This window comes from Chryseobacterium artocarpi, from assembly GCF_001684975.1.
Classification (GTDB): Bacteria; Bacteroidota; Bacteroidia; order Flavobacteriales; family Weeksellaceae; genus Chryseobacterium; species Chryseobacterium artocarpi.
Genome location: NZ_MAYH01000051.1, coordinates 92,351 through 113,907, shown reverse-complemented (window position 1 = coordinate 113,907; position 21,557 = coordinate 92,351). Strand labels below are relative to the sequence as shown.

The window sequence follows — 21,557 nt, the reverse complement described above, 5'->3', positions numbered from 1 at the left end:
GACATTCCTCACCATTACATAAAATAAAAATCCCGCAGATTTCACAATATGTGTAATCTGCGGGAAATATTTCATTAATTAAGCTTAAATATCTGCTACAGCATTCAGCATTTTCTGCTCCCATTCAGGATCTTTCGGATCAAAGAATAATCGTTTTCCTGTATCTAAAGAACGAACGACATTCATTTCATCTTCTGTCAGTTCAAAATCAAATACATTAAAATTTTCTTCAATTCTTGACGGAGTTACAGATTTCGGGATCACAACAAAACCTTCCTGTAAATGCCATCTCAGAATTACCTGAGCTACTGTTTTACCATATTTTTCAGCAATTGCTTTTAATTCTGCATTGGATAAAAGGTTTGCATTTCCGTTTCCAAGAGGACTCCAAGGCTGAGTGACGATATTATTTTCTCTATCATAAACCTGCAACTCTTTTTGTTGGAATACCGGATGCAACTCAATTTGATTGATCACCGGAAGAACTGTAGAATTCGCCTTCAATTCATCTAGTTTTTCAACCGTAAAATTACAAACACCAATTGCTTTGATTTTTCCTTCGTTATAAAGTTCCTCCAAAGCCTTCCATGTTCCCAGAAAATCGCCGTAAGGCCAGTGGATAAGATACATATCCAGGTAATCCATCTGCAATCTGTCTAATGTTCTCTGAAAAGCACTTTTTGCCTTTTCATATCCATGATCCTGAACCCAAACTTTTGAAGTAATAAACAATTCGTCTCTATTCACTCCACTATTTTTTACCGCTGCTCCTACCGCAGTTTCATTCTGATAAATAGCTGCTGTATCAATCATTCTGTACCCAGTTTGAATTGCTTTGATAACTGCATTTTCACATTCTTTCAGATCTTCCATCTGCCATACTCCAAAGCCTAAAGCAGGAATATCTACTCCATTATTTAAGGTAACTACAGGCTGCCCTGCATATATTTTCTTTTGCATAAATCTTTATTTTAATGATTAATATAAAGTGATTAAACAAATTTGCGACAAAAAATCGGAAATTATGCTTACCAATTTTACTGTTTCCTGTTAAAAGTTACTTTTAAACTGCCACTAATGCACAAATATTTTTTTAACAGTTAAAAAATAATCAATCATTTATTACTGCATTCGTGTCAAAAAAAATCAGTTGTATATTAAAGTCCATCATTATTGCTTTTTTCAAACTAAAAAATCTTCCATACTATCCCTGATCTCTGGCTTCAATACCCTATTTTCATTATTTTTGTGAAAATTTAAAATCATGTCACATCAATTTAGACTTGCCAATACAGAAGATTATCCAAAAATCATGGAAATCTGGGAATCTGCAGTAAAAGCCACACATAACTTCCTTGCCGAAGAAGATTTCAATGAGTTCAAAGAAGCTATTCCAAGAGATTATCTTCCTCATCTGAACGTTTATTTAATTACAGAAAACAATGATCCAAAGGGTTTTGCTTCCGTAGCTGAAGGCAATCTTGAAATGCTTTTCATTCATGATGATATGCGTGGAAAAGGCTACGGTAAAAAGCTTTATCAATTTATGAAAGAGCAAACCGGACTTACCAAAGTAGATGTTAATGAGCAAAATCCACAGGCTATTGGATTTTATGAAAAGATGGGCTTCAAAAAGGTAGGAAGATCAGAAAAAGACGGCTCAGGGAAAGATTATCCACTTATCCATATGAGTTTGTAGCATGGAACAGTTTACCTTTAATAAAATCGATCAAGACTCGGGAATCCCTTATGAACTGTTGTTGTTAGCAGATGAAACAAGAGATGCTATTTATCAGTATATTTTTAAATGTGATATCTATTTGCTCCACGACGGAAAGGAAAATATTGCTGTAATGGCTTTATATAAAAACAGTGATTCTGAACTTGAAATTAAAAACATTGCGGTTATTGAAAGCTATAGAAGTAAAGGAATTGGAAGTATTTTAATCAATAAAGCGAAAGAAATTGCCCTTGACAGTCATTACAAAATTCTGAGTGTCGGGACTTCCGATACCGGATTTCAGCAGATCAGGTTTTATGAAAAAAACGGTTTCAAAAAAACAGGGATACGTAAAGATTTCTTTATTGAAAATTACCCATCCCCAATTTATGAAAACGGTTTGCAGATGAAAGATATGGTTTTACTTACCCATCATCTTACGGAATAATCCTTTTATATGATCTATTTCTGTTTGATAATTAGTTTTTTTTCTGCAACCAAAATATAAGGTATTTTCCAGTTTTTTCTTGCCTTCCCAGATTAGTTTTACATCTCCGTTATCTATCTCATTTTTGCATAAAAAGTCAGGAACTACAGCCAGTCCAGTACCTCCTTTCAAACAACGGATGATTGAATTTAAGTTAGGAACTATATAATTCGGACGGAAATTCGGTTTGTGACCAAAATTTAAAGTCCAATACTGGAAAAGATGTTCCATATCTCCGGTGGTTCCGTACCATTTCTCATTCTTCAGCCACTCTTCAATCTGTTCTGCATCTTTTGTTTTTAAAACCTTTTTGAATGCATCCGTATCCACATCTTTTCCACCTACCAGAATGATCTGTTCCGAAGAAAACGCTTCATGTTCTATATTGGGTGAAGAGCCTTTTTTAGGAGTAATGATAAGGTCCAAAATCCCTTTATCCAACTGATCCAGCATTTCAGGATATTCTCCAAAACTGATAATCAGATTGAAAGGTAATGAAGATACATATTGCTCCAAAGTCGTCTGAAAAGTTTCAAAGCACATTCCCACACTGATCGTAGGTGTATGCTTTTCCGTAGACTTTTGAAAATTCTTTTCTACATCTTCCAGTTTCGTAAGAGGTTCTGCTACGGCATTAAATAATACCTTTCCTCTTTCCGTAGGAATCATTTTTCTTCCGGTTCTGTCAAACAGCTTATATCCAACATATGCTTCCAGTGAACTTAAATGCAGACTCACACCCGGTTGTGAAATAAATAAAGAATCTGCTGCTCCCGTCAGTGTCCCGGTTTTATAGATCGCCTTAAAAGTACGATACCATTCTAAATTAACCATGACTTAATTATTAATATTATAATGCAAAGTTACAAAATAATTATAATATTAATACATTATCATTTTTTATAAATGAAGCATAATAATCCGGAATATCACTGTCTTGGATTTTCTGTACTACTTCTTCGATCGGGTAACTTAACTGTATGATTTCAGGAATAATCCTTTCTTCAGTCAAGGTCAATATTAAGTACGAAGCCAGCCTGTTTTCTTCTTTGGATCTTCCAACGGAACCACAATTAACAGCCCACTTTTTATTTTCAAACTGTTTTTTGAATGAAAGATGAGTATGTCCCATCACAATCAGATCAGATTTTGATTCTTCCAACTGTTTCATGAATACTTCATCACTTTCTGTTTCATATAGATAAGTATCATTAGTTTCCAGACTTGAATGGACCAATTGAATATTCCAATGCTTCTTTCCTACTTTATAGTTTAATTTTAAATGAAAAGGAAGTTCACGAAGAAAAATTTTATTTTCAGCTTTGATGTATTTTTTAGAATGATCTATCGCAATAAATCTAGCTTTTGTTTCTTCTTCAGAATGTTTAGATAATGGAAAAACAGATAAATCAAAAGCAATTCTTTCATCATGATTTCCCATCAGGCAAGGAATATTTAAACTTTTAATCTTTTCTATAACCTCATTTCCCCAAGGTGCAAAATCCACAAGATCTCCCAAACAGAATTTCTGATGAATTCCTCTATATTCAATATCCTTCAACACTGCTTCCAATGCAGGAAGATTTCCATGTACATCACTGAAAATCGCTATCTGTATCATTCTCTGTCAATTTGTTAATCAAATGTACAAGACGAATGGGAATTACGACTCAGATATGACATGACATTTTACCATGAAGTAGCGAATAATTATAATGAGTTTTTGCTTCGTAAAGTGAATTGTCAATTTGCATGAATGATTACAAATCATAAAAATTGATAAGTGAAGCGAATTCACTATTCTCCTTATATAATATTTTAAATATAATTATTCTGATACATTACTATAATTTATATTATTTTAATTATACAACACTCTAGTGTAACTTTGCAGAGTAAAATTTAAACAATCATAAAGAAATGAAAAAAGTACTTATCATCAACGGAGGACAAAATTTCGGACATTCCGGTGGAAAATATAATCAAACTATTGCAGAAAATACATTAGCCGTTCTTAAAGAATTTGATAATATAGAGGTAAAGATAACAAACGTAAGTGAAAATTATGACAAACATGAAGAAGTAGAAAAGTTTGTCTGGGCAGATTATATCATTTACCATACCCCAATCTGGTGGTTCCAGCTTCCAAACGGACTGAAAAAATACATCGATGAAGTTTTCACGGCTGGTCACGCTAAAGGTATCTATAAAAGCGATGGAAGAAATGCTGAGAATCCTGAAATTAATTATGGTACAGGAGGAATGCTTGGCGGTAGAAAATACATGTTGACTACAAGCTGGAATGCTCCGGCAACAGCATTTACTCTTCCCGGGGAATTTTTTAATGAAAAAAGTGTAGATGACGGACCTTTATTTGGGTTCCATAGAATGAACGCCTTTGTATCCTTAGAAAAAATGGAAAGCTTCCACTTCCACGATGTAGAAAAGAATGCCAATATAGAGCGCGATATGAAGCTTTACAGAGAGCATGTGAAAAATATATTTGAAAAAGAATTAACACCTGAATTAGTATAATGAAAATTCACCTTACCGCAGTTATTAAAGCCAAAGAAGAGCACCAGCAAGAAGTTTTGGAAGTTCTTCAGAATATGGTAAAAGAAACAAGAAAAGAAGAGGCTTGCGAGCTGTATAATCTTCGCCAGGGAATTGAAGACAAAAATCACTTTGTTTTCTATGAAATCTGGAAAAATAAAGAGGGATTAGCACAGCATAATGAACAACCATATATTAAAGCTTTCGGTGCTTTGATTGAGGAAAAGCTTCAGGAAATACCTCAGATTTACACTACAAATCTTATTTAAATGAAAAAACTAGCACTTTTATTTCTTAGCCTTTTCACGATAGGATTTATTCAGGCACAACATCAAAAAAACAATGCTATGAAAAAGAAAATCTTATTCGTTGTCACCAGCCATGATAAAAAAGGCAGTACGGGTGAAAACACTGGATATTACTTAGGAGAAGTTTCTCATCCGTGGGAGGTTCTTCACAAAGCAGGATATGAAATTGATTTTGTAAGCCCAAAAGGCGGAACTCCTCCAGTAGACGGTTTTGACTTAAAAGATCCTGTTAACAAAGAGTTTTGGGAAAACAAGGAATACAGATATAAAATCGATCATTCTTTAAAACCATCACAGGTAAATCCAAAAGATTACTCAACGATCTTTTATGCTGGCGGACACGGAGCTATGTGGGATTTGGCTGATAATACAGAACTGTCAGCTATCGCTTCAAAAATCTATGAAAATGGAGGTATTGTCGCAGGAGTATGTCACGGTCCGGCTGGTTTGGTAAACATCAAGCTGAGTAATGGAAAGTATCTGGTAGATGGTAAAAAAATCAATGCTTTTACTAATGAAGAGGAGTCAGCAGTAAAGTTAACAGATGTGGTACCTTTCTTATTGGAAAATAAATTAAAAGAAAGAGGAGCAAAATTTGAAAAATCAGGGCTTTGGCAGAATCATGTGGTAACTGACCAAAGAGTGATTACCGGACAGAATCCGCAATCTGCAAAAAGTGTGGGAGAAGCTATTTTAAAAGTATTAAATAAATAATCACAATCAATTTTAAAAACAAAAAAATGGAATATAGAAAATTAGGAAACACAGATTTGGAATTATCAACAATTACTCACGGAGCTTTTGCCATTGGTGGAAACATGTGGGGTGGTAATGAAAAACAGGATTCTATTAACTCTATTCATGCATCATTGGATCACGGAGTAACTTCTATTGATACGGCGCCTTTCTACGGTTTCGGATTAAGTGAAGAAATGATTGGTGAGGCAATTAAAGGAAAAGACCGTTCTAAAATCCAATTATTAACAAAATTCGGATTGGTATGGGATGGAAGTAATAACGGAAAAGGAGAATTTTTCTTTGACGCTGAAGATGAGGGAAAAGTAATTCCTGTTTATAAATTCGCTTCTAAAGAGAACATCATTAAAGAAGTTGAAGAAAGTTTACAAAGGCTAGGAACTGATTATATTGATCTCTTACAGCTTCACTGGCCAGACAGCACAACAGCTATCAGTGAAACGATGGAGGCTATGGAATTATTAATTCAACAAGGAAAAGTTCGTGCTGCCGGAGTAAGTAACTATAGCGTTTCACAAATGGAGGAAGCTAACAGAACTTTACAATTAGCGAGCAACCAGGTTTCTTACAGTATGCTGAACCGTTCAATTGAGAACGATCTTGTTCCTTATTCATTGGAAAACAACTCAGGTATCATCGTATACAGCCCAATGGAAAGAGGTCTGTTAACAGGTAAATATTTCAAGGATAACAAATTAAAAGACAACGATCACAGAAATGGTTATTTCTCACAATTTGATCTGAATAAAGTAAAAACTTTCTTAGAAAAAATTGAACCGATCGCTCAGGAAAAAGGAGCAAGCCTATCTCAATTAGTATTAAGATGGACTACGCTACAGCCGGCAATTACAGTAGTATTGGCAGGTGCAAGAAATGCAGAGCAAGCCATTGATAACGCAAAAGCAATGGATATCAACCTTTCTCAGGAAGAACTGAACTTTATCAATGTAGCTTTAAGCGAGATTTAATATAAAAACTGGAAGATGGAAGCTGGAGGATTGAAGTACTGTCAGGATATTGATAACTTTCAATCTTTTGATTCAAATTATCAGACTGTAAGGAGAAAATATGAAGATGAAAGCACTAGCGTGTATGATAAACTTACAGTCTGTTATATCTAATCAATAAAATACCAATTATTATAAGACTTCAAAAACATCCAACTTCCAACTTCCATTCTTTCATCAACCGGAAGCTTCATTTCAATAAACGGAATACCAGTTGTAAAACGACATCCACAACTCCCCTCTTCCAGCTTCCCTTCTTATTCAACTCATAAATCGTAAAAAATGAAAAATAATCTGATCAAAATGTTCGGGTTAACAACCCTATTGACTATAAACAGCATTGTATTAAATGCTCAAACTCTTGTCAATCCAGAAGACAAATCATGGTATCCATCAGCTTATGGAGCTCAGGATGAGATTGGAGCTGCTAATTTATTAACTCCAGAAGTTGTAAAACAGGCACTCGGATTGGTAAAACAAGGTAAAACACTAGCACTTGCTGTTCCTATTGATAAAAACTTACCGGCTTTCAGACATAGAAGCTTTAATTTATATAATATCCAACCTGGTGAACAAGGTGGAAAAAGCATTGGTCCCAATAGATTTACATTCAATGACGAATTGGTAAACGGATGGACCGGAGTAGGAACCCAGCTTAATGGTATCGGACACATAGGAATTGATAATATTTACTACAACGGAAATAAAGCTACTGATTTTGTAACGGTAGAAGGTGTAAAAAAACTTGGTGTTGAAAAAGTACCGCCATTTGTTACCCGTGGTGTAGTCCTTGATATGGTTGCTCATTACGGAAAAGCAATTGTACCCGGAGGAACTGAGTTTACTGTTGAAGACATCAAGGCTGTTTTAAAGAAACAAGGGCTTACGTTGAGAAAAGGTGATGTAATTCTTTTCAATACAGGATGGCTTGAACTGATAGGTAAAGACAATAAACAATTCTTAGAAACCGAGCCAGGAATCGGGATGGATGCGGCAAAATGGCTGGCTGATCAAGATATTGTTGCTTTCGGTGGTGATACCTGGGCTTCCGAAGTATATCCGAATCCAAAAAGTAAAGAAGAGTTTCCTATCAATCAATATATGCTTGCCAAAAAAGGAATCTATAACTTAGAATTGATTGACAGCCGCCCGTTGGTGAAACAAAAAGTATGGGAATTCCTATTTGTATTGGGACAGCCTTTATATGTGGGATCTACACAGGTAAATGTAAACCCTGTGGCTATTTATTAATCTAAGTATCAGAAATAAACCGTAATTTAAGATTCCAAATCTAAGATTCTGATCAATCAATTTTTAAAATATCAATTACAAAATTTAAAAATAATGGAAAATATAACAAAAGGGTTCACACGCGCTAATCACGTAGGAATCACAGTGAAAAACTTAGAGAAATCTATTGTTTTTTATGAAGCGTTAACCGGAACTAAAGTTTCCAATATTGATGAAATAGGTGGAGAAAGAATGGCAAAAACGCAAGGTCTGACAGACACTAAAATAAAATTCGCCAACCTTCGTCTGGATAACATCAATCTTGATATCCTAGAATATGTAATTCCTGAATCTGAACAAGCATCTTACTCCAATAATCAGATCAGTGCCATGCACCTTTGCTTTGAGGTTGACAATATTGATGATGCGATGAAAAGATTAAAAGAAATAGGTGTAGAACCTGATGGTGAGCCTATTATATTTGAAGAAGCTGACGGATTAAAAGCCGGATACGGAACAGCAGTTGCTTATTTCCAGGACCCTGATGGAACTAATCTTGAGATTATTGCTCCACAAGGACCTTTCCAAAGAAAGAATCCATAAAATAATCGACAAAGTAAAGAGATGGTTTCCATAATCAAATTTAATAATTACCATTAAGATTTATTTTAGAATTAATACCCATGGAATTTTCTTGCTTTGTTAATAATAAAAAGAGCTCTTCATTATTGAAAAGCTCTTTTTTCCATTCGTAAATCTCTGCTATTTTACCTCTTCATTAACGTCCATCATTTATTATTTTGCAATCGGTAAATGTGTACTCACAGCAATTCTGTTCCATGCATTAATCGTAATGATTGCCATAATAATCTGTGCAATCTGCGCCTCATCAAAGAATGATTTAGCTTTCTGATAAGTTTCCTCCGTTAATCCTTTTTGGCTAATCAGTGTAATTTCCTCCGTCATTGCCAAAAGTACTTGCTCTTCTTCTGTAAAAAATTCCTTTGCTTCCGTCCATCCATCAAGAATAAAGATTCTCTGAGGAGTTTCCCCATATTTGATCGCATCTTTGGTATGCATATCAAGGCAGAAAGCACATTTATTAATCTGAGACGCTCTTATTTTAATTAATTCCTTTTGAATATGGGTTAAAGAAGTATTCTGTAAATATCCTTCCAGCCCCAACATTGCTTTGTACGCTGCGGCATCAGTAGTTGCCATGTTAAATCTTGCACTCATTATATTTATTTTTTGGTTAATTGATCTATACTAAAAGAATATTGTTGCTGAACAGCCAATAAAAGAGCCGCTGCACTTCCCACCCAAACGGAATAATTGAGTGGAGCTTTAGAACCTAACGCAACAGTCATTGATACAGCAAAAATCAACAATAAGATACTGCTTCCGTAAGCTGCTATTTTCGTTTTAAAGCCAACAATCAGCATTAGTGGAAAAAGAATTTCTAAAAATGTAGCGGCATATGCTGAAAATGTACTCAGAGTTTCAGGAAGAAAAAAAGTAAGTGATCTTGTATATTCTTCAAAGCTCTTCATATTTCCCCAAGAAGAATTTTCCGCATTCCACCATCCGAATCTATCGGCAACTGCAGAAAACATTGTCACAGCAAGAGCAAGCCTTAAAAATAACTGCGGAAATTGATTTTTTGTATCTGTCATTGCATTCGCTTTTAATTACTTGACAAATTTCCGACTTCTGATCCGTAAAAAACTTAAACTGGTTTAAGAACGTAATTTTGCTTTAATTTCGCTCAGATATTCCGGAGTAAAACCAAGAAAAGAAGCGATAAGATATTGAGGAATCCGCTGAATAAACCAAGGATACAACGTACTGAAATGCACATACAATTCTTCTCTTGAATATTCAGTCAGGTAACGTAATTTTCTTTCTGAAGCTGCATACGCTCTCTGATATATAATTCTGAAATATTTTTCCATGACAGGATGTTTCTCCAACAATAATTCCTGATTTTTAAAATCAATGACAAGAATAGTAGACTTTTCCACAGACTGGATATTGAAATCTGTCTGCAACTGTCTTTCATAGGCAAAAGTATCGGTAATCCACCAATTTTCAATAGCAAACTGAGTGGTATGCTCTACTCCTTTTTCATTAATAAAATATTTTCTAAGACAACCTTCCACCACAAAATACATATTTCTGCAAACTTCACCTTCCAACATCAGATCCTGCTTCTTCTTCACCTTTACTACTTCAAAGAATGAAAAAATTGAAACATACTCTTCGTCAGTTACCGTTATGAATTTGTTTAAATGTGCCTTGAAATTATCCATCTTTAGAATTGATTACTCAAACTTAACTTTATTTTTTTAGTTTTACAATGACAAAAACATTAAATCATGGAAGTCATTGCCAAAATTCTGATTGCAATTGTTGCACTTGAACACCTTTATATTCTTTGGATGGAAATGTTTGCCTGGGAAACCAAAGGCAAGGAAGTTTTCAAAGCTGCATTACCTGCAGAAATGTTTAAACCTACAAAAGGATTAGCAGCTAACCAGGGATTGTATAATGGTTTTCTTGCGGCTGGATTAATCTGGTCTTTCCTTATTAAAGATCCGCAGTGGCAGGATAATGTAGCCTTGTTCTTTTTAGGTTGTGTAGCCGTGGCTGGTATTTATGGGGCTATTTCTGCAACGAAGAAGATCTTTTTTGTTCAGGCATTGCCTGCGATATTGGCTATTATTGCTGTTTTATTGAAATAGTTTATTGAAAATATGTTGGAAAACGCAAAGACGCTAAGGTTTTGTGTTATGCAAATGCTTCTAAGACGTAAGGATTTCATCTGCGATAAAATTGAATACTGCTAAATCATTGCTACGAATGCACGGATAAAATCTATGTTCTTATGTGGTTCTAATATTTTTTCGACCACATAGGAACATAGAATATTGTGGAAATTTAAAACATTTTATTCGTGCATCCGTGGCAAAATATCAGCAGAAACATATTGCTACGAACCTTTGAATAATTACGCTTTCCAAAATAATTAAACTACAAACTTACAATTTCAAATCACCCCATTGAAGCTTTAATCTTCTCTCGATGTAATAATCCCCAATTTACCAATGTTTCTGTTACCGGAAATACAGATTTCCCATATTCTGTTACAGCATAGGTGACAGTAATAGGTTTTGTATCCTGAATAGTTCTTGTAATCAAAAGATTTGTTTCTAATTCTTTCAGTTCTTTGCTCAACATTTTAGCAGAAATTCCTTCAATACCACGTTCCAGCTTTTTAAAATGAATCTGTTGATCCGTTCTGTTCGTTAAATAACGTAAAATCATCAGTTTCCATTTTCCACCTAAGACATCAATGCTGTCTCGCATTGCGAACAATTCTTCAGTACAGGTAGCCTCTCTTTCTACACCGTTTTCAATAATTTTTGCCATAATAGTTTCATGAAGGTAACTAGTTACCATTTGTTAACTAGTAGCAAATATAAACTATTCACTCTTTACATTTGTACATCAAATCAATTGTATGAAGGCAGTTATTTTAAATCAGAATTTTGAACTTGAGGATGGTTTTACAGAAAAGCCTAAACCTAAGAGTAATGAAGTATTAATCCAGATTAAAGCTAGTGGTTTTAACCCTATCGATTATCAGATGCTTGAAAATGAATTGGAACGAAAACTAATCAGCTCGCCTATACTGGGAAGAGAATTATCTGGAATTGTAGTGGAAAAAGGCAATGATGTGACAGAATTTAACATTGGAGATGAAGTATTTTGCGGAAGCGGTTCTATGGGAAGTAATGGAACGTATGCGGAATATATTTCAGTTCCTGAAAGTATTGTATCATTCAAACCTAAAAATATTTCCTTTGAACAGGCAGCTGCTATTCCCTCCGCAGGGTTAACTGCTTTACAGATTTTCAAACGATTACAATTACAACCGGAAAAGACTATTCTTATCACAGGAGCTTCCGGAGCTGTAGGATCTTTTTTAATTAAGATTTTGTGGGCTCATCATATTCAAAATTTCATTGTAACGGTAGGTAGTGAAGAAAACAAACATATGTTTCTTCATATGGGTTTAAAGGATCATCAGGTTATAAACTACAGACAAGGAAACCTTACAGAAAATCTTTTAAAAGCAAATGATGATCAGCCTTTTGATATAGGAATTGATATGGTGGGAAATCATATGGCTGAAATTACTGCTGAAGTTTTAAAGATTAACGGAACTTATGCAGATGTTACAGCTCTTGTTACTAAAAATGCTCATGAGATCCTTTTCAACAAAGGAACTGTCATTATAAACATCTCCAATTATGCATACAGCATGATCAAAAACTATGAATATTACAAAAACAGCCTACAAGAAATCTCTCAGTTAATTGAAAACGATATCATCAAAGCTCCTCAATACAAAATAATAGGTGACCTTTCTCTAAAAACTGTTCTACAGGCACATTATTTACTTAAAAATAACAAGACACAAGGTCATAAACTTATCATGAAAAATTCATAAATCCATGAACAAAATACCCAGACGAATCGTAACCGGAATTAAAGATGGAAAATCCATTATTGTGGAAGATCAACAGGTGGAAAATGCAGTAGAACATTTCCCAGGACTCATCATATCAGATATCTGGAATACTCAAAATACTCCTGCAAGCCTTGAGTTTGAAACAAGAATCCCCAACACAGGATTTCCTCAGACACCCAAAAATGGAACCTATTTCAGATATGTAGTAGTTCCACCAGATAAAGATTTAGGAGTTGAATTCAAAAAAGGAGAACCTCATCCCATGATGCATACAACCCAAACATTGGATTATATCATTATTCTTTCCGGTGAGCTATATCTGATTATGGAAGAAGGTGAAACTCTTCTAAAACCAGGAGATATTGTCATCCAAAGAGGAACCAATCACGCATGGAGTAACAGATCTGATGAACCATGCATACAACTTGCTGTTTTAATAGATGCTAAAACTAAAGATTAAAAGATATTCCCACAGATTGCACAAATTTCACAGATAAAAAATCTGCGGGAATATTAATTTGTTGGAAAACGCAAAGACACAAAGAGTTAAGGATAATATTCTACTTTAAGGCGCAAGAAAATCCAAGATTTTCAACAAGGGAGCTCCTAAGAGTTTTGCCACGAATTCACGAATAAAAAACGCTCACTTTTCAAAAAATTTCGTGTATCCATATGGTTACTTTTTTTACCACATATATAGATTGCATACGTAAAATTACACACGTATCATTTTATTAGTGCATTCGTGGCATAAATAAACGGTATTCAATTTTATCGCAGATAAAATCCTTTCGCCTTAAAAGAATTCGAATCACATAAAAGCTTAATACCATTGCGTTTTCCAACCCATTACAAAGCTGAAATCTCAAGCAATCTTTCTTTCATTTTATCAGGAGTAAGCAATCCTTCCTGATAGTAAACAAGATTCTGATTCTTATCCAGAAAAATCCACAATGGATAAACAGGCTGTTCTTTATTTTTAGACAAAGCCAACGCCAGCTCATGAATTCCCGAACTTCCATTGGCTAGATATTCAAACTCTTGTCCTTGAAAATTAATTTTATCTCTGGTTTTTTCAGCTTCAAAATTGATAAGATAAAAATTTTCATTCATGATCTTCACCAAATCTTCATCCTTGTTTAAACGATAAGATTCAATTTTACAGACTGCACACCAATCTGTATAAATATGAATAACAATAGGTTTTGAAAACTCTTTTTGTTGAAGTTCCAATTCAGAAAAAGTCCCTGTCTTCATCTGAGACAGATAAAAACAGGGCACTAACATTAAAAATAAAGCAAAAATTTTCATTTACTTCAAAGTATATTTTACTCCCAAGAACCCTCTGATTCCTTGCATAGGAGCATAACCATATGCGGTATCGAAAGTATAGTGGTTTGGATTGTTGATAGGATCATCAACATGTTTATCAAATGGATCAAAAGGTCTCATCAAGGGATCTTTAGGAGTAAAGTTGAATAGGTTTTTCACACCGCCATATACTTCAAATCCGGATTTGAAACTCTTTGACACCTGAATATTGGCAAGAGAATAAAACGGTGAATATTCCGGGCGGAAATCATTCGGTAAAACAGGAAGTCGCATTGGTCCGTAAAACTGTCCGGTGAAATCTACGGTCAGATTGTGAGGAAATTTATAAGTCAGATTATAAGTTCCACTCCATTTGGGCGCATGAAGTTGTTGTGTTTTTTGATTTTCGTCATCGTATTTTTGGTACACATCAAGATATGTCACGCCGAGATTAACACTTAATGGAAACTGAAAAGTAAAATCCACATTCAGAGAAGCTCCTCTGGAAATACCATATCCATGAAGATTGTCATAAATAATTTTATTCGGGTCAGAATCAAAATCACCCACAATTTTATTACTGAAATAAGTATAAAAAGCATAAGCATCAAGATGTAACATTCTTGTTCCTACCGGAATTTTCCAGATATAATTCAGGTTTCCGTTCACTGATCTTTCGGGCTCCAGGTTAGATTTTACAATGACTTCCCTTGATCCCGTCAAAGCTGCATGATCTTCTGTAAAAAGATTTACAACCCTGAATCCAGTTCCGAAATTGAAGCGTAAAGTATGATAAGGATTAGGAGAGAATTTCCACGCCAGCCTTGGTGAATGCACAGAATGATGCACCTTATCATAATCATAACGATAGCCCAGCAACAAAGTATTCTTGTCATTGATCTCCCATTGATCCTGAATAAACGCTCCCCATATCGGAGACTTCATCGGTTCGTTGGTGATTCCGTCAGAAGCCAGTGTTCCCGGAGTATTGTCGTCATAAAAAGTTCTTTTGAAAGTAAATCCCGCAGTGATATCATGCTTTCCAAAACTTCGGTCCCAATAGGTTTGCACAAAAGCTACTTTCTGAAGAGCATTAAAAGGATTTGATCCATAAAAAGAATTCTGATCATGATAATTATAAGAAAACTGAGTGACAATATGCTCCTTCATAGGCCATTCATACAAACCGAAAACCTCCGCTCTGTTGGTATAAATGCTTTCACCATATACCTCATCACTGCCACGAAAAGATTTATTCCATTGCATTTCACCACCAAAACGGTCTTCGTACAAGTATCTCATTGCAAAACTTGCCTGTCTGTTTTCCTTTCTTTTAAAGTTCCATTTATTAAAAACTGAAATCCTGCTCTGTAAAGTTGTATCCGTAAAATTATCTTTATTCTGATCTATTCTTTCTTTAAAACTGAAGTAATTTAAACTTAATAATGAAGCAGCATTCTTTCCAAGATTGAATTTTGTAGAAAGATCAAAATTATTTTCAGCCCAGGAGCTGGTCATCATATCTACGCTTAATTTGGGAGCCGTCAAAGCATTTTTTGTGATAATATTAATCACTCCTCCCATCGCTTCTGAACCATAAATAGAAGATGCAGGACCTTTTACCACTTCTATCCTATCTACAATACTATTAGGAATACCGCTCAATCCATATACCGTCGAAAGTGAGCTGACAATCGGCATTCCGTCAATAAGAATCATCGTGTATGGACCTTCCAGTCCATTGATATGAATATCCCCTGTATTACAAACGGAACAATTCAGTTGAGGTTTTACTCCATTTACCATTCCTATCGCTTCAAAAATACTTGGAGTAGGATTTTTCTGGAAAAACTTCTGACTGTAGATCTCTACCGCTACCGGACTTTTTGATCTGCTTACCGGTTTTATGGTTCCGGTAACCACTACATCCTCAATATTACTCGTTTTAATCTCTTTAGTTAATTTAAGAACCTTAGCAGAATCAGTTTTTTGAGATTGATTTAAAACTAAACTGTCTGTCTCCTGAGCAAAACAATAAGAAGATAAAAAAGTAATAGAAAATAATATTCGCTTCATGAAATTAAAATTGTTAGACAAATCTAACAATTATTTTTGAAATACAAAACTTGTACGTTTTTTTTTGATTAAGCCAATTCATGAAAAATTATTAAATTTGAGAAACTACATATGAAAGTAAAATGAGATATCATCTAGCGGGAAATATCCCACAAAAAAGACATACAGTCTTTAAATCTCCTGAAGATAAATTTTACTATGAACAGCTTTTCGGAACGGAAGGTTTTCACGGTATTTCTTCTCTGCTATACCATATTCACCGCCCTACCCAGATCAAATCAATTGGGGAACCGAAAGATGTGACTCCAAAAATCGCGGTAGAAAAAAACATTACACCAAGAATGTTTAAAGGAATGAATGTAACTCCTGAGGACGATTTCATGGACAGCCGTAAGATTCTTTTGATGAACAACGACCTGAAAATGGGATTGGCAAAACCTAGAAAATCAATGGATTATTTCTACAAAAATGCGGAGTGTGATGAACTTTTATTCGTTCACGAAGGAACCGGAATTTTAAAAACATTTGTAGGAGACCTTGAATTTGGAGTTGGTGATTACCTTATCATCCCTAGAGGAACGATCTATCAGGTAGAATTAACATCTGAAAATACAGTGTTCTTCGTATTGGAAAGCCACTCTCCTATCTATACACCAAAAAGGTACAGAAATGAATTCGGGCAGCTTCTGGAACACTCTCCGTTCTGCGAAAGAGACATGATTGCTCCTGTTTTCAAAGAACCTGTGGACGAAAAAGGGGAATTTTTAATCAAAGTAAAGAAAGAAAACCAGATCACAGACTTCATTTATGCAACACATCCATTTGATGTTGTCGGCTGGGACGGATATTTCTATCCTTATAAATTCAATATCAAAAACTTTGAACCTATTACCGGAAGAATTCACCAACCGCCACCAGTTCACCAGAATTTTGAAGCGCACAATTTTGTAGTATGTTCATTCTGTGCAAGAATGTATGATTATCACCCACAGGCAATTCCTGCACCTTATAACCACTCCAACATTGATTCCGATGAGGTTTTGTTCTATACCGAAGGTGATTTCATGAGCCGTAACCACATTGATCTTATGGATTTTACCCTTCACCCGGGAGGAATTGTACACGGACCTCACCCAGGTGCAATGGAAAGAAGTATTGGTAAAAAATTCACAGAAGAATATGCCGTAATGGTAGATCCTTTCCGTCCTTTAAAAATCACGGAAGAAGCTCTAAAAGTGGAAGATCCGTCCTACAAAACTTCTTGGTTAGAATAAAACAGTAAAAATCTTTTTCATCATAGAGAAAAACTATTACTGAATACATACAAAAGACGCTTTAAATCCTTTATTTAAAGCGTCTTTTTTCGTAAATTTGTAAGGTATGGTTCACATATATGACCATCATTATTTTTCATATCGCATCCTAAGTAATGGTGGTTTAATAAAAATCAATATTACATGTTAGAAAGAATCAGATTAGAAAGTTTACACGAAAAGGTAACTACAGCTGAAAACGCTGTAAAAATGATTAAAGACGGTATGACCATAGGGTCAAGCGGCTTTACAAAAGCTGGTGACAGCAAAGCAATTTTGCCGGCACTGGCAGAAAGAGGAAAAACAGAAGACCTTAAAGTCACTTTAATGACCGGAGCTTCACTAGGGCACGGTACTGACGGGAAACTGGCAGAAGCTAACGTTCTTAAAAAAAGAATGCCTTTCCAGGTAGATCCTACCTTGAGGAATAAAATCAATAATGGTGAAATTCTTTTCATTGATCAGCATTTAAGTGAAAGTGCAGAACTTCTTCATACCAAAAACCTTCAAAGCATTGACGTAGCAGTTATCGAAGCTGCTTATATTGAAAGAGATGGAAGCATTGTACCTACAACTTCTGTAGGAAACTCAGTTACTTTTGCTGCTCTAGCAAAAAAAATCATCATTGAAATCAATACCGAAGTTCCGGAAGAAGTTTACGGAATTCACGATATTTATCAGGCAGAAGATTACCCTTACAGAAATGTTATTCCAATTGTTGCTCCTTGGAACAAAATAGGTAGAAAAAGTATCCCGGTAGATCCTAATAAAATTGAAGCCATTGTTTTCACCAATCTTAAAGACAGCCCCGCAGATATTGCCGAACCTGATGAGAAAACAACCGCCATTGCAAAACACCTTCTTGAATTCTTTGAAAATGAAGTTCGTTTAGGAAGACTTACCGATAGATTACTTCCTCTTCAGGCTGGTATCGGAAAAGTTGCCAATGCAGTGCTTACAGGATTCAAGGATAGTAATTTCTATGACCTAACCATGTTCTCTGAAGTTCTTCAGGACAGTACATTTGATTTAATAGATTCAGGTAAACTAAGCTTTGCTTCTGCTTCTTCAATCACTGTTTCAAAAGAATGCTATGAAAGAGTACTTGGAAATCTTTCAAAATACAAAGAAAAGTTTGTTTTAAGACCACAGAATATTTCCAATACTCCGGGATTGATCCGAAGGCTGGGAGTAATCGCTATCAATACCGCCATTGAATTTGATATCTACGGAAACGTAAACTCTACCCATATCGGAGGGACAAATATCATGAACGGAATTGGTGGATCCGGAGACTTTGCAAGAAATGCCTACTTAAGTATTTTTGTAACTCAGGCAGCTTCAAAAGGAAACAATATTTCACACGTTCTTCCAATGGTTTCTCATACAGACCATACAGAACATGATGTAGATATTTTGGTGACAGATGTAGGACTGGCAGATTTAAGAGGATTAGCACCAAGAGAAAGAGCTCAGAAAATCATTGATAACTGTGTTCATCCTGATTATAAAGAAGAACTACAGTCTTATTTCGACAGAGCTTGTGAAAGAGGTGGGCACACTCCTCACTTACTTGAAGAAGCCTTCAGCTGGCATCTGCGTTTTTCAGAAACAGGAAGTATGAAACAGGCAACAGCAATGGAAGTTTCCAACTAAAAATTTTACAAATACTAATATTAAAGACCGGATGTGATGCATTCGGTCTTTATTTTTTATTAAATTTATATGATTCATTCATATGATAAAAGTCTTTTAATATCATATAAAATATTTGAAATAAATAACGATATAAAAGTTATCTTTGAGAGAGGTTAGGCATTTTATGAAATAAAAATTAGTCAGAAACATAATAATTAAAAAGATAAAATATGCATAATTATATCAGTGCTGAAGAAGCAATGTATACCATAAAAAGCGGTAACCGTGTATTTTTCCACGGCAGCGCATGTACTCCCAATTACCTGATTGATGAGCTTGCAAGACAGGCACACAGATTAGAAAATGTAGAAATGGTTTCCATTACCCAACAGGGAAATATAGAAATTGCAAAACCGGAGTACAAAGACAGCTTCTTTGTGAATTCTTTATTCGTTTCTACACCAGTACGTGATGCTGTAAACTCAGACAGAGGTGACTTTGTTCCTGTATTCCTAAGTGAGATTCCTATTTTATTCAGAAAAAATATACTTCCTTTGGATGTAGCTCTTATAACAGTTTCTCCACCGGACAAACATGGTTTTTGTACATTAGGAACTTCTGTAGATATTGCAAGAGCAGCCGTAGATACTGCAAAAACTATCGTTGCAATGGTCAATCCAAGAATGCCGAGAACACATGGAGATGGTATGATTCACATCAGCAGAATCCACAAACTAGTATGGCATGAAGAAGAACTTCACACTGTAGATTATGGTTCTAAAGTAGGTCCTGAAGAAATGCAGGTAGGTAAAAATGTCGCTGAACTTATTGAAGATAAGTCTACTCTCCAAATGGGTATCGGAACTATTCCGGATGCCGTTCTGCAATGCCTTCATAACCATAAAGACCTTGGAATACACACCGAAATGCTAAGTGACGGAGTTATTGATCTTATTCAAAATGACGTAATCAATAATAAGTACAAGGGGTACAACGATAATAAAACGATCACCAGCTTCTGCTTCGGAACCAGAAAACTTTATGATTATGTAGATGATAATACTGTTTTTGCCTTCAGGGATGTAAGCGAGGTTAATTTTCCCATTAATATTATGAAGAATAAGAAAATGGTAGCCATCAATTCAGCCATTGAGATTGACCTTACCGGACAGGTATGCGCAGACTCTATTGGAACCTTACAATACAGCGGCATTGGAGGACAAATGGATTTCATGCGAGGTGCTGCATTAAGTGATGATGGTAAACCTATCATTGCTATTACTTCAAGAACTAAAAAAGGCATCTCCAGAATTGTTCCTTATCTTAAACAGGGTGCCGGAGTGGTTACAACAAGAGGACATATTCATTACGTTGTGACCGAATACGGAACTGCTTATTTATATGGAAAAAACCTTCGTCAGAGGGCGCAGGAACTCATCAGTATTGCACACCCTGACGACAGAGAAATGTTGGAAAGAGCTGCTTTCGAAAGATTTAAACACTGATAATCAGTCGTTAATATTTTTAAAACATTATTTTTATTGAGAATTTAAAAACGGTTTTATCATTCAGCCTAAAAAATTTTAACATTTTGGCAGTATTTTTGATAAAACTCTTTGTAAAACGAGGAAATTGAAGACTATATATAATTCGATACGAGAGGAAGTTGTAAAGCATTCGAAGGTAAGGAATTCTGTTTTGGGGAATGTGAATGAATGGAAGAGAAGCCATTATATTATTCTTTCCGAAATCATTAAAGAAGAACTATCTGAAGCTGATGAACTTAAAGGAGGTAAAAAATTTGAGATCGGGAATACCATTTCTCATGTTACCTTACAGCGTTTCTTTGAAAACGACTATCAGGATAAAACGCACAGTGATTTAAGATTTTTAAAAACCCTGGATAAAATATGTATTTTTCTGGGATATAAAGATCTTAACGACTATATTCTTTCTGCTAGGCAAAAAAAACAAAATCATAAAGGAGCTGACAATCATTCTTTTCTGACGCAAATGGTTTACGACTATTGTGCCACAGCATTTGAATTCTGCAAACAGTTTCCAACCCACAACACGGATATCTTCAACGATTTCTTATTTGATGATTCTCCATTTTTAGAACGAGTATCACAGTTCAGTAAAGAGCTCTGTGAAAAAGATTTCCATCTGGTAACCAAAAACAACCGTTCCAATTATGAAGTTTTTGATATTCACGTTGTTACTGATGAGCCAGATAAAAAGATATTGGAAACTCAGGAATTCTGGAACCTTCTATTTAAAGTAGGAGAAACAGGAGAAGAACATTTTGTGAATCAACTTAGTACACAGATTTATTTTATAAAAAAAATAGATGACACCTGGAAGATCTGGGACAATTATAATCCGGATGCCGGAACCCTGAACAGAAAAATAGAAACACCATAAAATAAGAAAGCCGCAGAGATGATCTGCGGCTTTCATGTTCGAAATATTTTTTTCTCACTTGTTTTTTGTAATACAAATGTAGTCAGCTTATTTCAAACTTAAGGAACTTAAATATACTTAAGTGAACACTTCTTGAACTTTATGTTAAATATATTCAATGAATCAGCGGTAATATTTTCGCTATATCCAATAATTTT

24 protein-coding genes are annotated in these 21,557 nt (G+C 35.0%); 15 read left to right on the top strand and 9 right to left on the bottom strand.

Features of this window, described 5'->3' with window-relative positions:
• Positions 1 to 84: 84 nt before the first annotated feature.
• Positions 85 to 960, bottom strand: coding sequence for an aldo/keto reductase (locus BBI01_RS22160; protein WP_065396812.1), 876 nt, complete (start codon positions 958 to 960; stop codon positions 85 to 87).
• A gap of 304 nt (positions 961 to 1,264) precedes the next feature.
• On the opposite strand from BBI01_RS22160, the gene BBI01_RS22155 reads away from it, so the two are divergent.
• Both BBI01_RS22155 and BBI01_RS22150 read left to right on the top strand, forming a co-directional pair.
• The gene (locus BBI01_RS22155; RefSeq protein ID WP_065396811.1) at positions 1,265 to 1,699 is read left to right on the top strand and encodes a GNAT family N-acetyltransferase; all 435 of its coding nucleotides are present in this window, start codon (positions 1,265 to 1,267) and stop codon (positions 1,697 to 1,699) included.
• 1 nt (position 1,700) lies between these two features.
• Positions 1,701 to 2,168: a GNAT family N-acetyltransferase gene (locus BBI01_RS22150; RefSeq protein WP_065396810.1), complete on the top strand. Its 468-nt coding sequence runs from the start codon at positions 1,701 to 1,703 to the stop codon at positions 2,166 to 2,168.
• Here BBI01_RS22150 and BBI01_RS22145 read toward each other — a convergent pair.
• Both BBI01_RS22145 and BBI01_RS22140 read right to left on the bottom strand, forming a co-directional pair.
• Positions 2,142 to 3,041 carry a LysR family transcriptional regulator gene (locus BBI01_RS22145; protein WP_065396809.1) on the bottom strand — a complete coding sequence of 300 codons (900 nt, stop codon included), beginning with the start codon at positions 3,039 to 3,041 and terminating at the stop codon, positions 2,142 to 2,144. The two genes, BBI01_RS22150 and BBI01_RS22145, sit on opposite strands and share 27 nt — an antisense overlap.
• A 40-nt stretch (positions 3,042 to 3,081) precedes the next feature.
• Positions 3,082 to 3,828: a metallophosphoesterase family protein gene (locus BBI01_RS22140; protein WP_065396808.1), complete on the bottom strand. Its 747-nt coding sequence runs from the start codon at positions 3,826 to 3,828 to the stop codon at positions 3,082 to 3,084.
• A gap of 299 nt (positions 3,829 to 4,127) precedes the next feature.
• Here BBI01_RS22140 and BBI01_RS22135 point away from each other — a divergent pair, with 299 nt between their 5' ends.
• From BBI01_RS22135 to BBI01_RS22110, 6 genes are all read left to right on the top strand, one after another.
• Positions 4,128 to 4,742, top strand: coding sequence for an NAD(P)H-dependent oxidoreductase (locus tag BBI01_RS22135; protein ID WP_065396807.1), 615 nt, complete (start codon positions 4,128 to 4,130; stop codon positions 4,740 to 4,742).
• Positions 4,742 to 5,029 carry a putative quinol monooxygenase gene (locus BBI01_RS22130; protein ID WP_065396806.1) on the top strand — a complete coding sequence of 96 codons (288 nt, stop codon included), beginning with the start codon at positions 4,742 to 4,744 and terminating at the stop codon, positions 5,027 to 5,029. The genes BBI01_RS22135 and BBI01_RS22130 overlap by 1 nt, the downstream gene beginning before the upstream one ends.
• Complete coding sequence (locus BBI01_RS22125; protein WP_228394056.1) at positions 5,030 to 5,782, top strand: type 1 glutamine amidotransferase domain-containing protein; 753 nt, start codon at positions 5,030 to 5,032, stop codon at positions 5,780 to 5,782.
• A 26-nt stretch (positions 5,783 to 5,808) separates the two neighbouring features.
• A complete protein-coding gene (locus BBI01_RS22120) occupies positions 5,809 to 6,792 on the top strand; it encodes an aldo/keto reductase (RefSeq protein ID WP_065396805.1) in 984 nt (327 codons plus the stop codon).
• A gap of 321 nt (positions 6,793 to 7,113) precedes the next feature.
• Positions 7,114 to 8,082 carry a cyclase family protein gene (locus BBI01_RS22115; RefSeq protein WP_123862203.1) on the top strand — a complete coding sequence of 323 codons (969 nt, stop codon included), beginning with the start codon at positions 7,114 to 7,116 and terminating at the stop codon, positions 8,080 to 8,082.
• Between the two features lie 93 nt (positions 8,083 to 8,175).
• Positions 8,176 to 8,664, top strand: a complete 489-nt coding sequence (locus tag BBI01_RS22110) for a VOC family protein (RefSeq protein ID WP_065396804.1) — start codon at positions 8,176 to 8,178, stop codon at positions 8,662 to 8,664.
• A gap of 192 nt (positions 8,665 to 8,856) precedes the next feature.
• Here the strand turns inward: BBI01_RS22110 and BBI01_RS22105 are convergent, their stop codons facing one another.
• The 3 genes from BBI01_RS22105 to BBI01_RS22095 all read right to left on the bottom strand — a co-directional run bounded on the left by BBI01_RS22105 (position 8,857) and on the right by BBI01_RS22095 (position 10,373).
• Positions 8,857 to 9,300, bottom strand: a complete 444-nt coding sequence (locus BBI01_RS22105; protein ID WP_065396803.1) for a carboxymuconolactone decarboxylase family protein — start codon at positions 9,298 to 9,300, stop codon at positions 8,857 to 8,859.
• Between the two features lie 5 nt (positions 9,301 to 9,305).
• The gene (locus tag BBI01_RS22100; protein WP_065396802.1) at positions 9,306 to 9,737 is read right to left on the bottom strand and encodes a DoxX family protein; all 432 of its coding nucleotides are present in this window, start codon (positions 9,735 to 9,737) and stop codon (positions 9,306 to 9,308) included.
• A 63-nt stretch (positions 9,738 to 9,800) separates the two neighbouring features.
• On the bottom strand, positions 9,801 to 10,373 hold the full coding sequence (locus BBI01_RS22095; RefSeq protein WP_065396801.1) for a Crp/Fnr family transcriptional regulator: 573 nt from the start codon (positions 10,371 to 10,373) through the stop codon (positions 9,801 to 9,803).
• A gap of 66 nt (positions 10,374 to 10,439) precedes the next feature.
• Here BBI01_RS22095 and BBI01_RS22090 point away from each other — a divergent pair, with 66 nt between their 5' ends.
• Positions 10,440 to 10,805 (top strand): DUF1304 domain-containing protein, encoded by a 366-nt coding sequence (locus BBI01_RS22090; RefSeq protein WP_065396800.1) that lies wholly within the window; start codon positions 10,440 to 10,442, stop codon positions 10,803 to 10,805.
• 310 nt (positions 10,806 to 11,115) lie between these two features.
• On the opposite strand, the gene BBI01_RS22085 is transcribed toward BBI01_RS22090, so the two are convergent.
• Positions 11,116 to 11,493, bottom strand: a complete 378-nt coding sequence (locus tag BBI01_RS22085; protein ID WP_065396839.1) for a winged helix-turn-helix transcriptional regulator — start codon at positions 11,491 to 11,493, stop codon at positions 11,116 to 11,118.
• A gap of 91 nt (positions 11,494 to 11,584) precedes the next feature.
• On the opposite strand from BBI01_RS22085, the gene BBI01_RS22080 reads away from it, so the two are divergent.
• Both BBI01_RS22080 and BBI01_RS22075 read left to right on the top strand, forming a co-directional pair.
• Entirely contained in the window at positions 11,585 to 12,577 is a 993-nt protein-coding gene (locus BBI01_RS22080; RefSeq protein WP_065396799.1) for an NADP-dependent oxidoreductase, read from the top strand.
• 4 nt (positions 12,578 to 12,581) lie between these two features.
• Positions 12,582 to 13,058: a cupin domain-containing protein gene (locus BBI01_RS22075; protein WP_065396798.1), complete on the top strand. Its 477-nt coding sequence runs from the start codon at positions 12,582 to 12,584 to the stop codon at positions 13,056 to 13,058.
• Between the two features lie 389 nt (positions 13,059 to 13,447).
• On the opposite strand, the gene BBI01_RS22070 is transcribed toward BBI01_RS22075, so the two are convergent.
• Entirely contained in the window at positions 13,448 to 13,855 is a 408-nt protein-coding gene (locus BBI01_RS22070) for a thioredoxin fold domain-containing protein (RefSeq protein WP_228394055.1), read from the bottom strand.
• A gap of 54 nt (positions 13,856 to 13,909) precedes the next feature.
• A complete protein-coding gene (locus BBI01_RS22065; RefSeq protein WP_065396796.1) occupies positions 13,910 to 15,985 on the bottom strand; it encodes a TonB-dependent receptor plug domain-containing protein in 2,076 nt (691 codons plus the stop codon).
• Positions 15,986 to 16,107: 122 nt separating this feature from the next.
• Between BBI01_RS22065 and BBI01_RS22060 the strand changes: the two genes are divergently transcribed.
• From BBI01_RS22060 to BBI01_RS22045, 4 genes are all read left to right on the top strand, one after another.
• Positions 16,108 to 17,259 carry a homogentisate 1,2-dioxygenase gene (locus tag BBI01_RS22060; RefSeq protein WP_065396795.1) on the top strand — a complete coding sequence of 384 codons (1,152 nt, stop codon included), beginning with the start codon at positions 16,108 to 16,110 and terminating at the stop codon, positions 17,257 to 17,259.
• Between the two features lie 183 nt (positions 17,260 to 17,442).
• On the top strand, positions 17,443 to 18,954 hold the full coding sequence (scpC, locus tag BBI01_RS22055; protein WP_065396794.1) for a succinyl-CoA:acetate CoA-transferase ScpC: 1,512 nt from the start codon (positions 17,443 to 17,445) through the stop codon (positions 18,952 to 18,954).
• A gap of 212 nt (positions 18,955 to 19,166) precedes the next feature.
• A complete protein-coding gene (locus BBI01_RS22050; protein WP_065396793.1) occupies positions 19,167 to 20,441 on the top strand; it encodes an acetyl-CoA hydrolase/transferase family protein in 1,275 nt (424 codons plus the stop codon).
• Positions 20,442 to 20,568: 127 nt separating this feature from the next.
• Positions 20,569 to 21,360 carry a hypothetical protein gene (locus BBI01_RS22045; protein WP_065396792.1) on the top strand — a complete coding sequence of 264 codons (792 nt, stop codon included), beginning with the start codon at positions 20,569 to 20,571 and terminating at the stop codon, positions 21,358 to 21,360.
• The last annotated feature ends 197 nt before the right edge of the window (positions 21,361 to 21,557 follow it).

Coding starts and splice junctions, on each gene's coding strand:
- BBI01_RS22100 (WP_065396802.1), bottom strand. CDS start 9,737: ATGACAGATACAAAAAATCAATTTCCGCAGTTATTTTTAAGGCTTGCT.
- BBI01_RS22110 (WP_065396804.1), top strand. CDS start 8,176: ATGGAAAATATAACAAAAGGGTTCACACGCGCTAATCACGTAGGAATC.
- BBI01_RS22065 (WP_065396796.1), bottom strand. CDS start 15,985: ATGAAGCGAATATTATTTTCTATTACTTTTTTATCTTCTTATTGTTTT.
- BBI01_RS22130 (WP_065396806.1), top strand. CDS start 4,742: ATGAAAATTCACCTTACCGCAGTTATTAAAGCCAAAGAAGAGCACCAG.
- BBI01_RS22050 (WP_065396793.1), top strand. CDS start 19,167: ATGCATAATTATATCAGTGCTGAAGAAGCAATGTATACCATAAAAAGC.
- BBI01_RS22085 (WP_065396839.1), bottom strand. CDS start 11,493: ATGGCAAAAATTATTGAAAACGGTGTAGAAAGAGAGGCTACCTGTACT.
- BBI01_RS22115 (WP_123862203.1), top strand. CDS start 7,114: ATGAAAAATAATCTGATCAAAATGTTCGGGTTAACAACCCTATTGACT.
- BBI01_RS22150 (WP_065396810.1), top strand. CDS start 1,701: ATGGAACAGTTTACCTTTAATAAAATCGATCAAGACTCGGGAATCCCT.
- BBI01_RS22135 (WP_065396807.1), top strand. CDS start 4,128: ATGAAAAAAGTACTTATCATCAACGGAGGACAAAATTTCGGACATTCC.
- BBI01_RS22145 (WP_065396809.1), bottom strand. CDS start 3,041: ATGGTTAATTTAGAATGGTATCGTACTTTTAAGGCGATCTATAAAACC.
- BBI01_RS22060 (WP_065396795.1), top strand. CDS start 16,108: ATGAGATATCATCTAGCGGGAAATATCCCACAAAAAAGACATACAGTC.
- BBI01_RS22095 (WP_065396801.1), bottom strand. CDS start 10,373: ATGGATAATTTCAAGGCACATTTAAACAAATTCATAACGGTAACTGAC.
- BBI01_RS22090 (WP_065396800.1), top strand. CDS start 10,440: ATGGAAGTCATTGCCAAAATTCTGATTGCAATTGTTGCACTTGAACAC.
- BBI01_RS22120 (WP_065396805.1), top strand. CDS start 5,809: ATGGAATATAGAAAATTAGGAAACACAGATTTGGAATTATCAACAATT.
- scpC (WP_065396794.1), top strand. CDS start 17,443: ATGTTAGAAAGAATCAGATTAGAAAGTTTACACGAAAAGGTAACTACA.
- BBI01_RS22125 (WP_228394056.1), top strand. CDS start 5,030: ATGAAAAAACTAGCACTTTTATTTCTTAGCCTTTTCACGATAGGATTT.
- BBI01_RS22140 (WP_065396808.1), bottom strand. CDS start 3,828: ATGATACAGATAGCGATTTTCAGTGATGTACATGGAAATCTTCCTGCA.
- BBI01_RS22075 (WP_065396798.1), top strand. CDS start 12,582: ATGAACAAAATACCCAGACGAATCGTAACCGGAATTAAAGATGGAAAA.
- BBI01_RS22155 (WP_065396811.1), top strand. CDS start 1,265: ATGTCACATCAATTTAGACTTGCCAATACAGAAGATTATCCAAAAATC.
- BBI01_RS22070 (WP_228394055.1), bottom strand. CDS start 13,855: ATGAAGACAGGGACTTTTTCTGAATTGGAACTTCAACAAAAAGAGTTT.
- BBI01_RS22080 (WP_065396799.1), top strand. CDS start 11,585: ATGAAGGCAGTTATTTTAAATCAGAATTTTGAACTTGAGGATGGTTTT.
- BBI01_RS22160 (WP_065396812.1), bottom strand. CDS start 960: ATGCAAAAGAAAATATATGCAGGGCAGCCTGTAGTTACCTTAAATAAT.
- BBI01_RS22105 (WP_065396803.1), bottom strand. CDS start 9,300: ATGAGTGCAAGATTTAACATGGCAACTACTGATGCCGCAGCGTACAAA.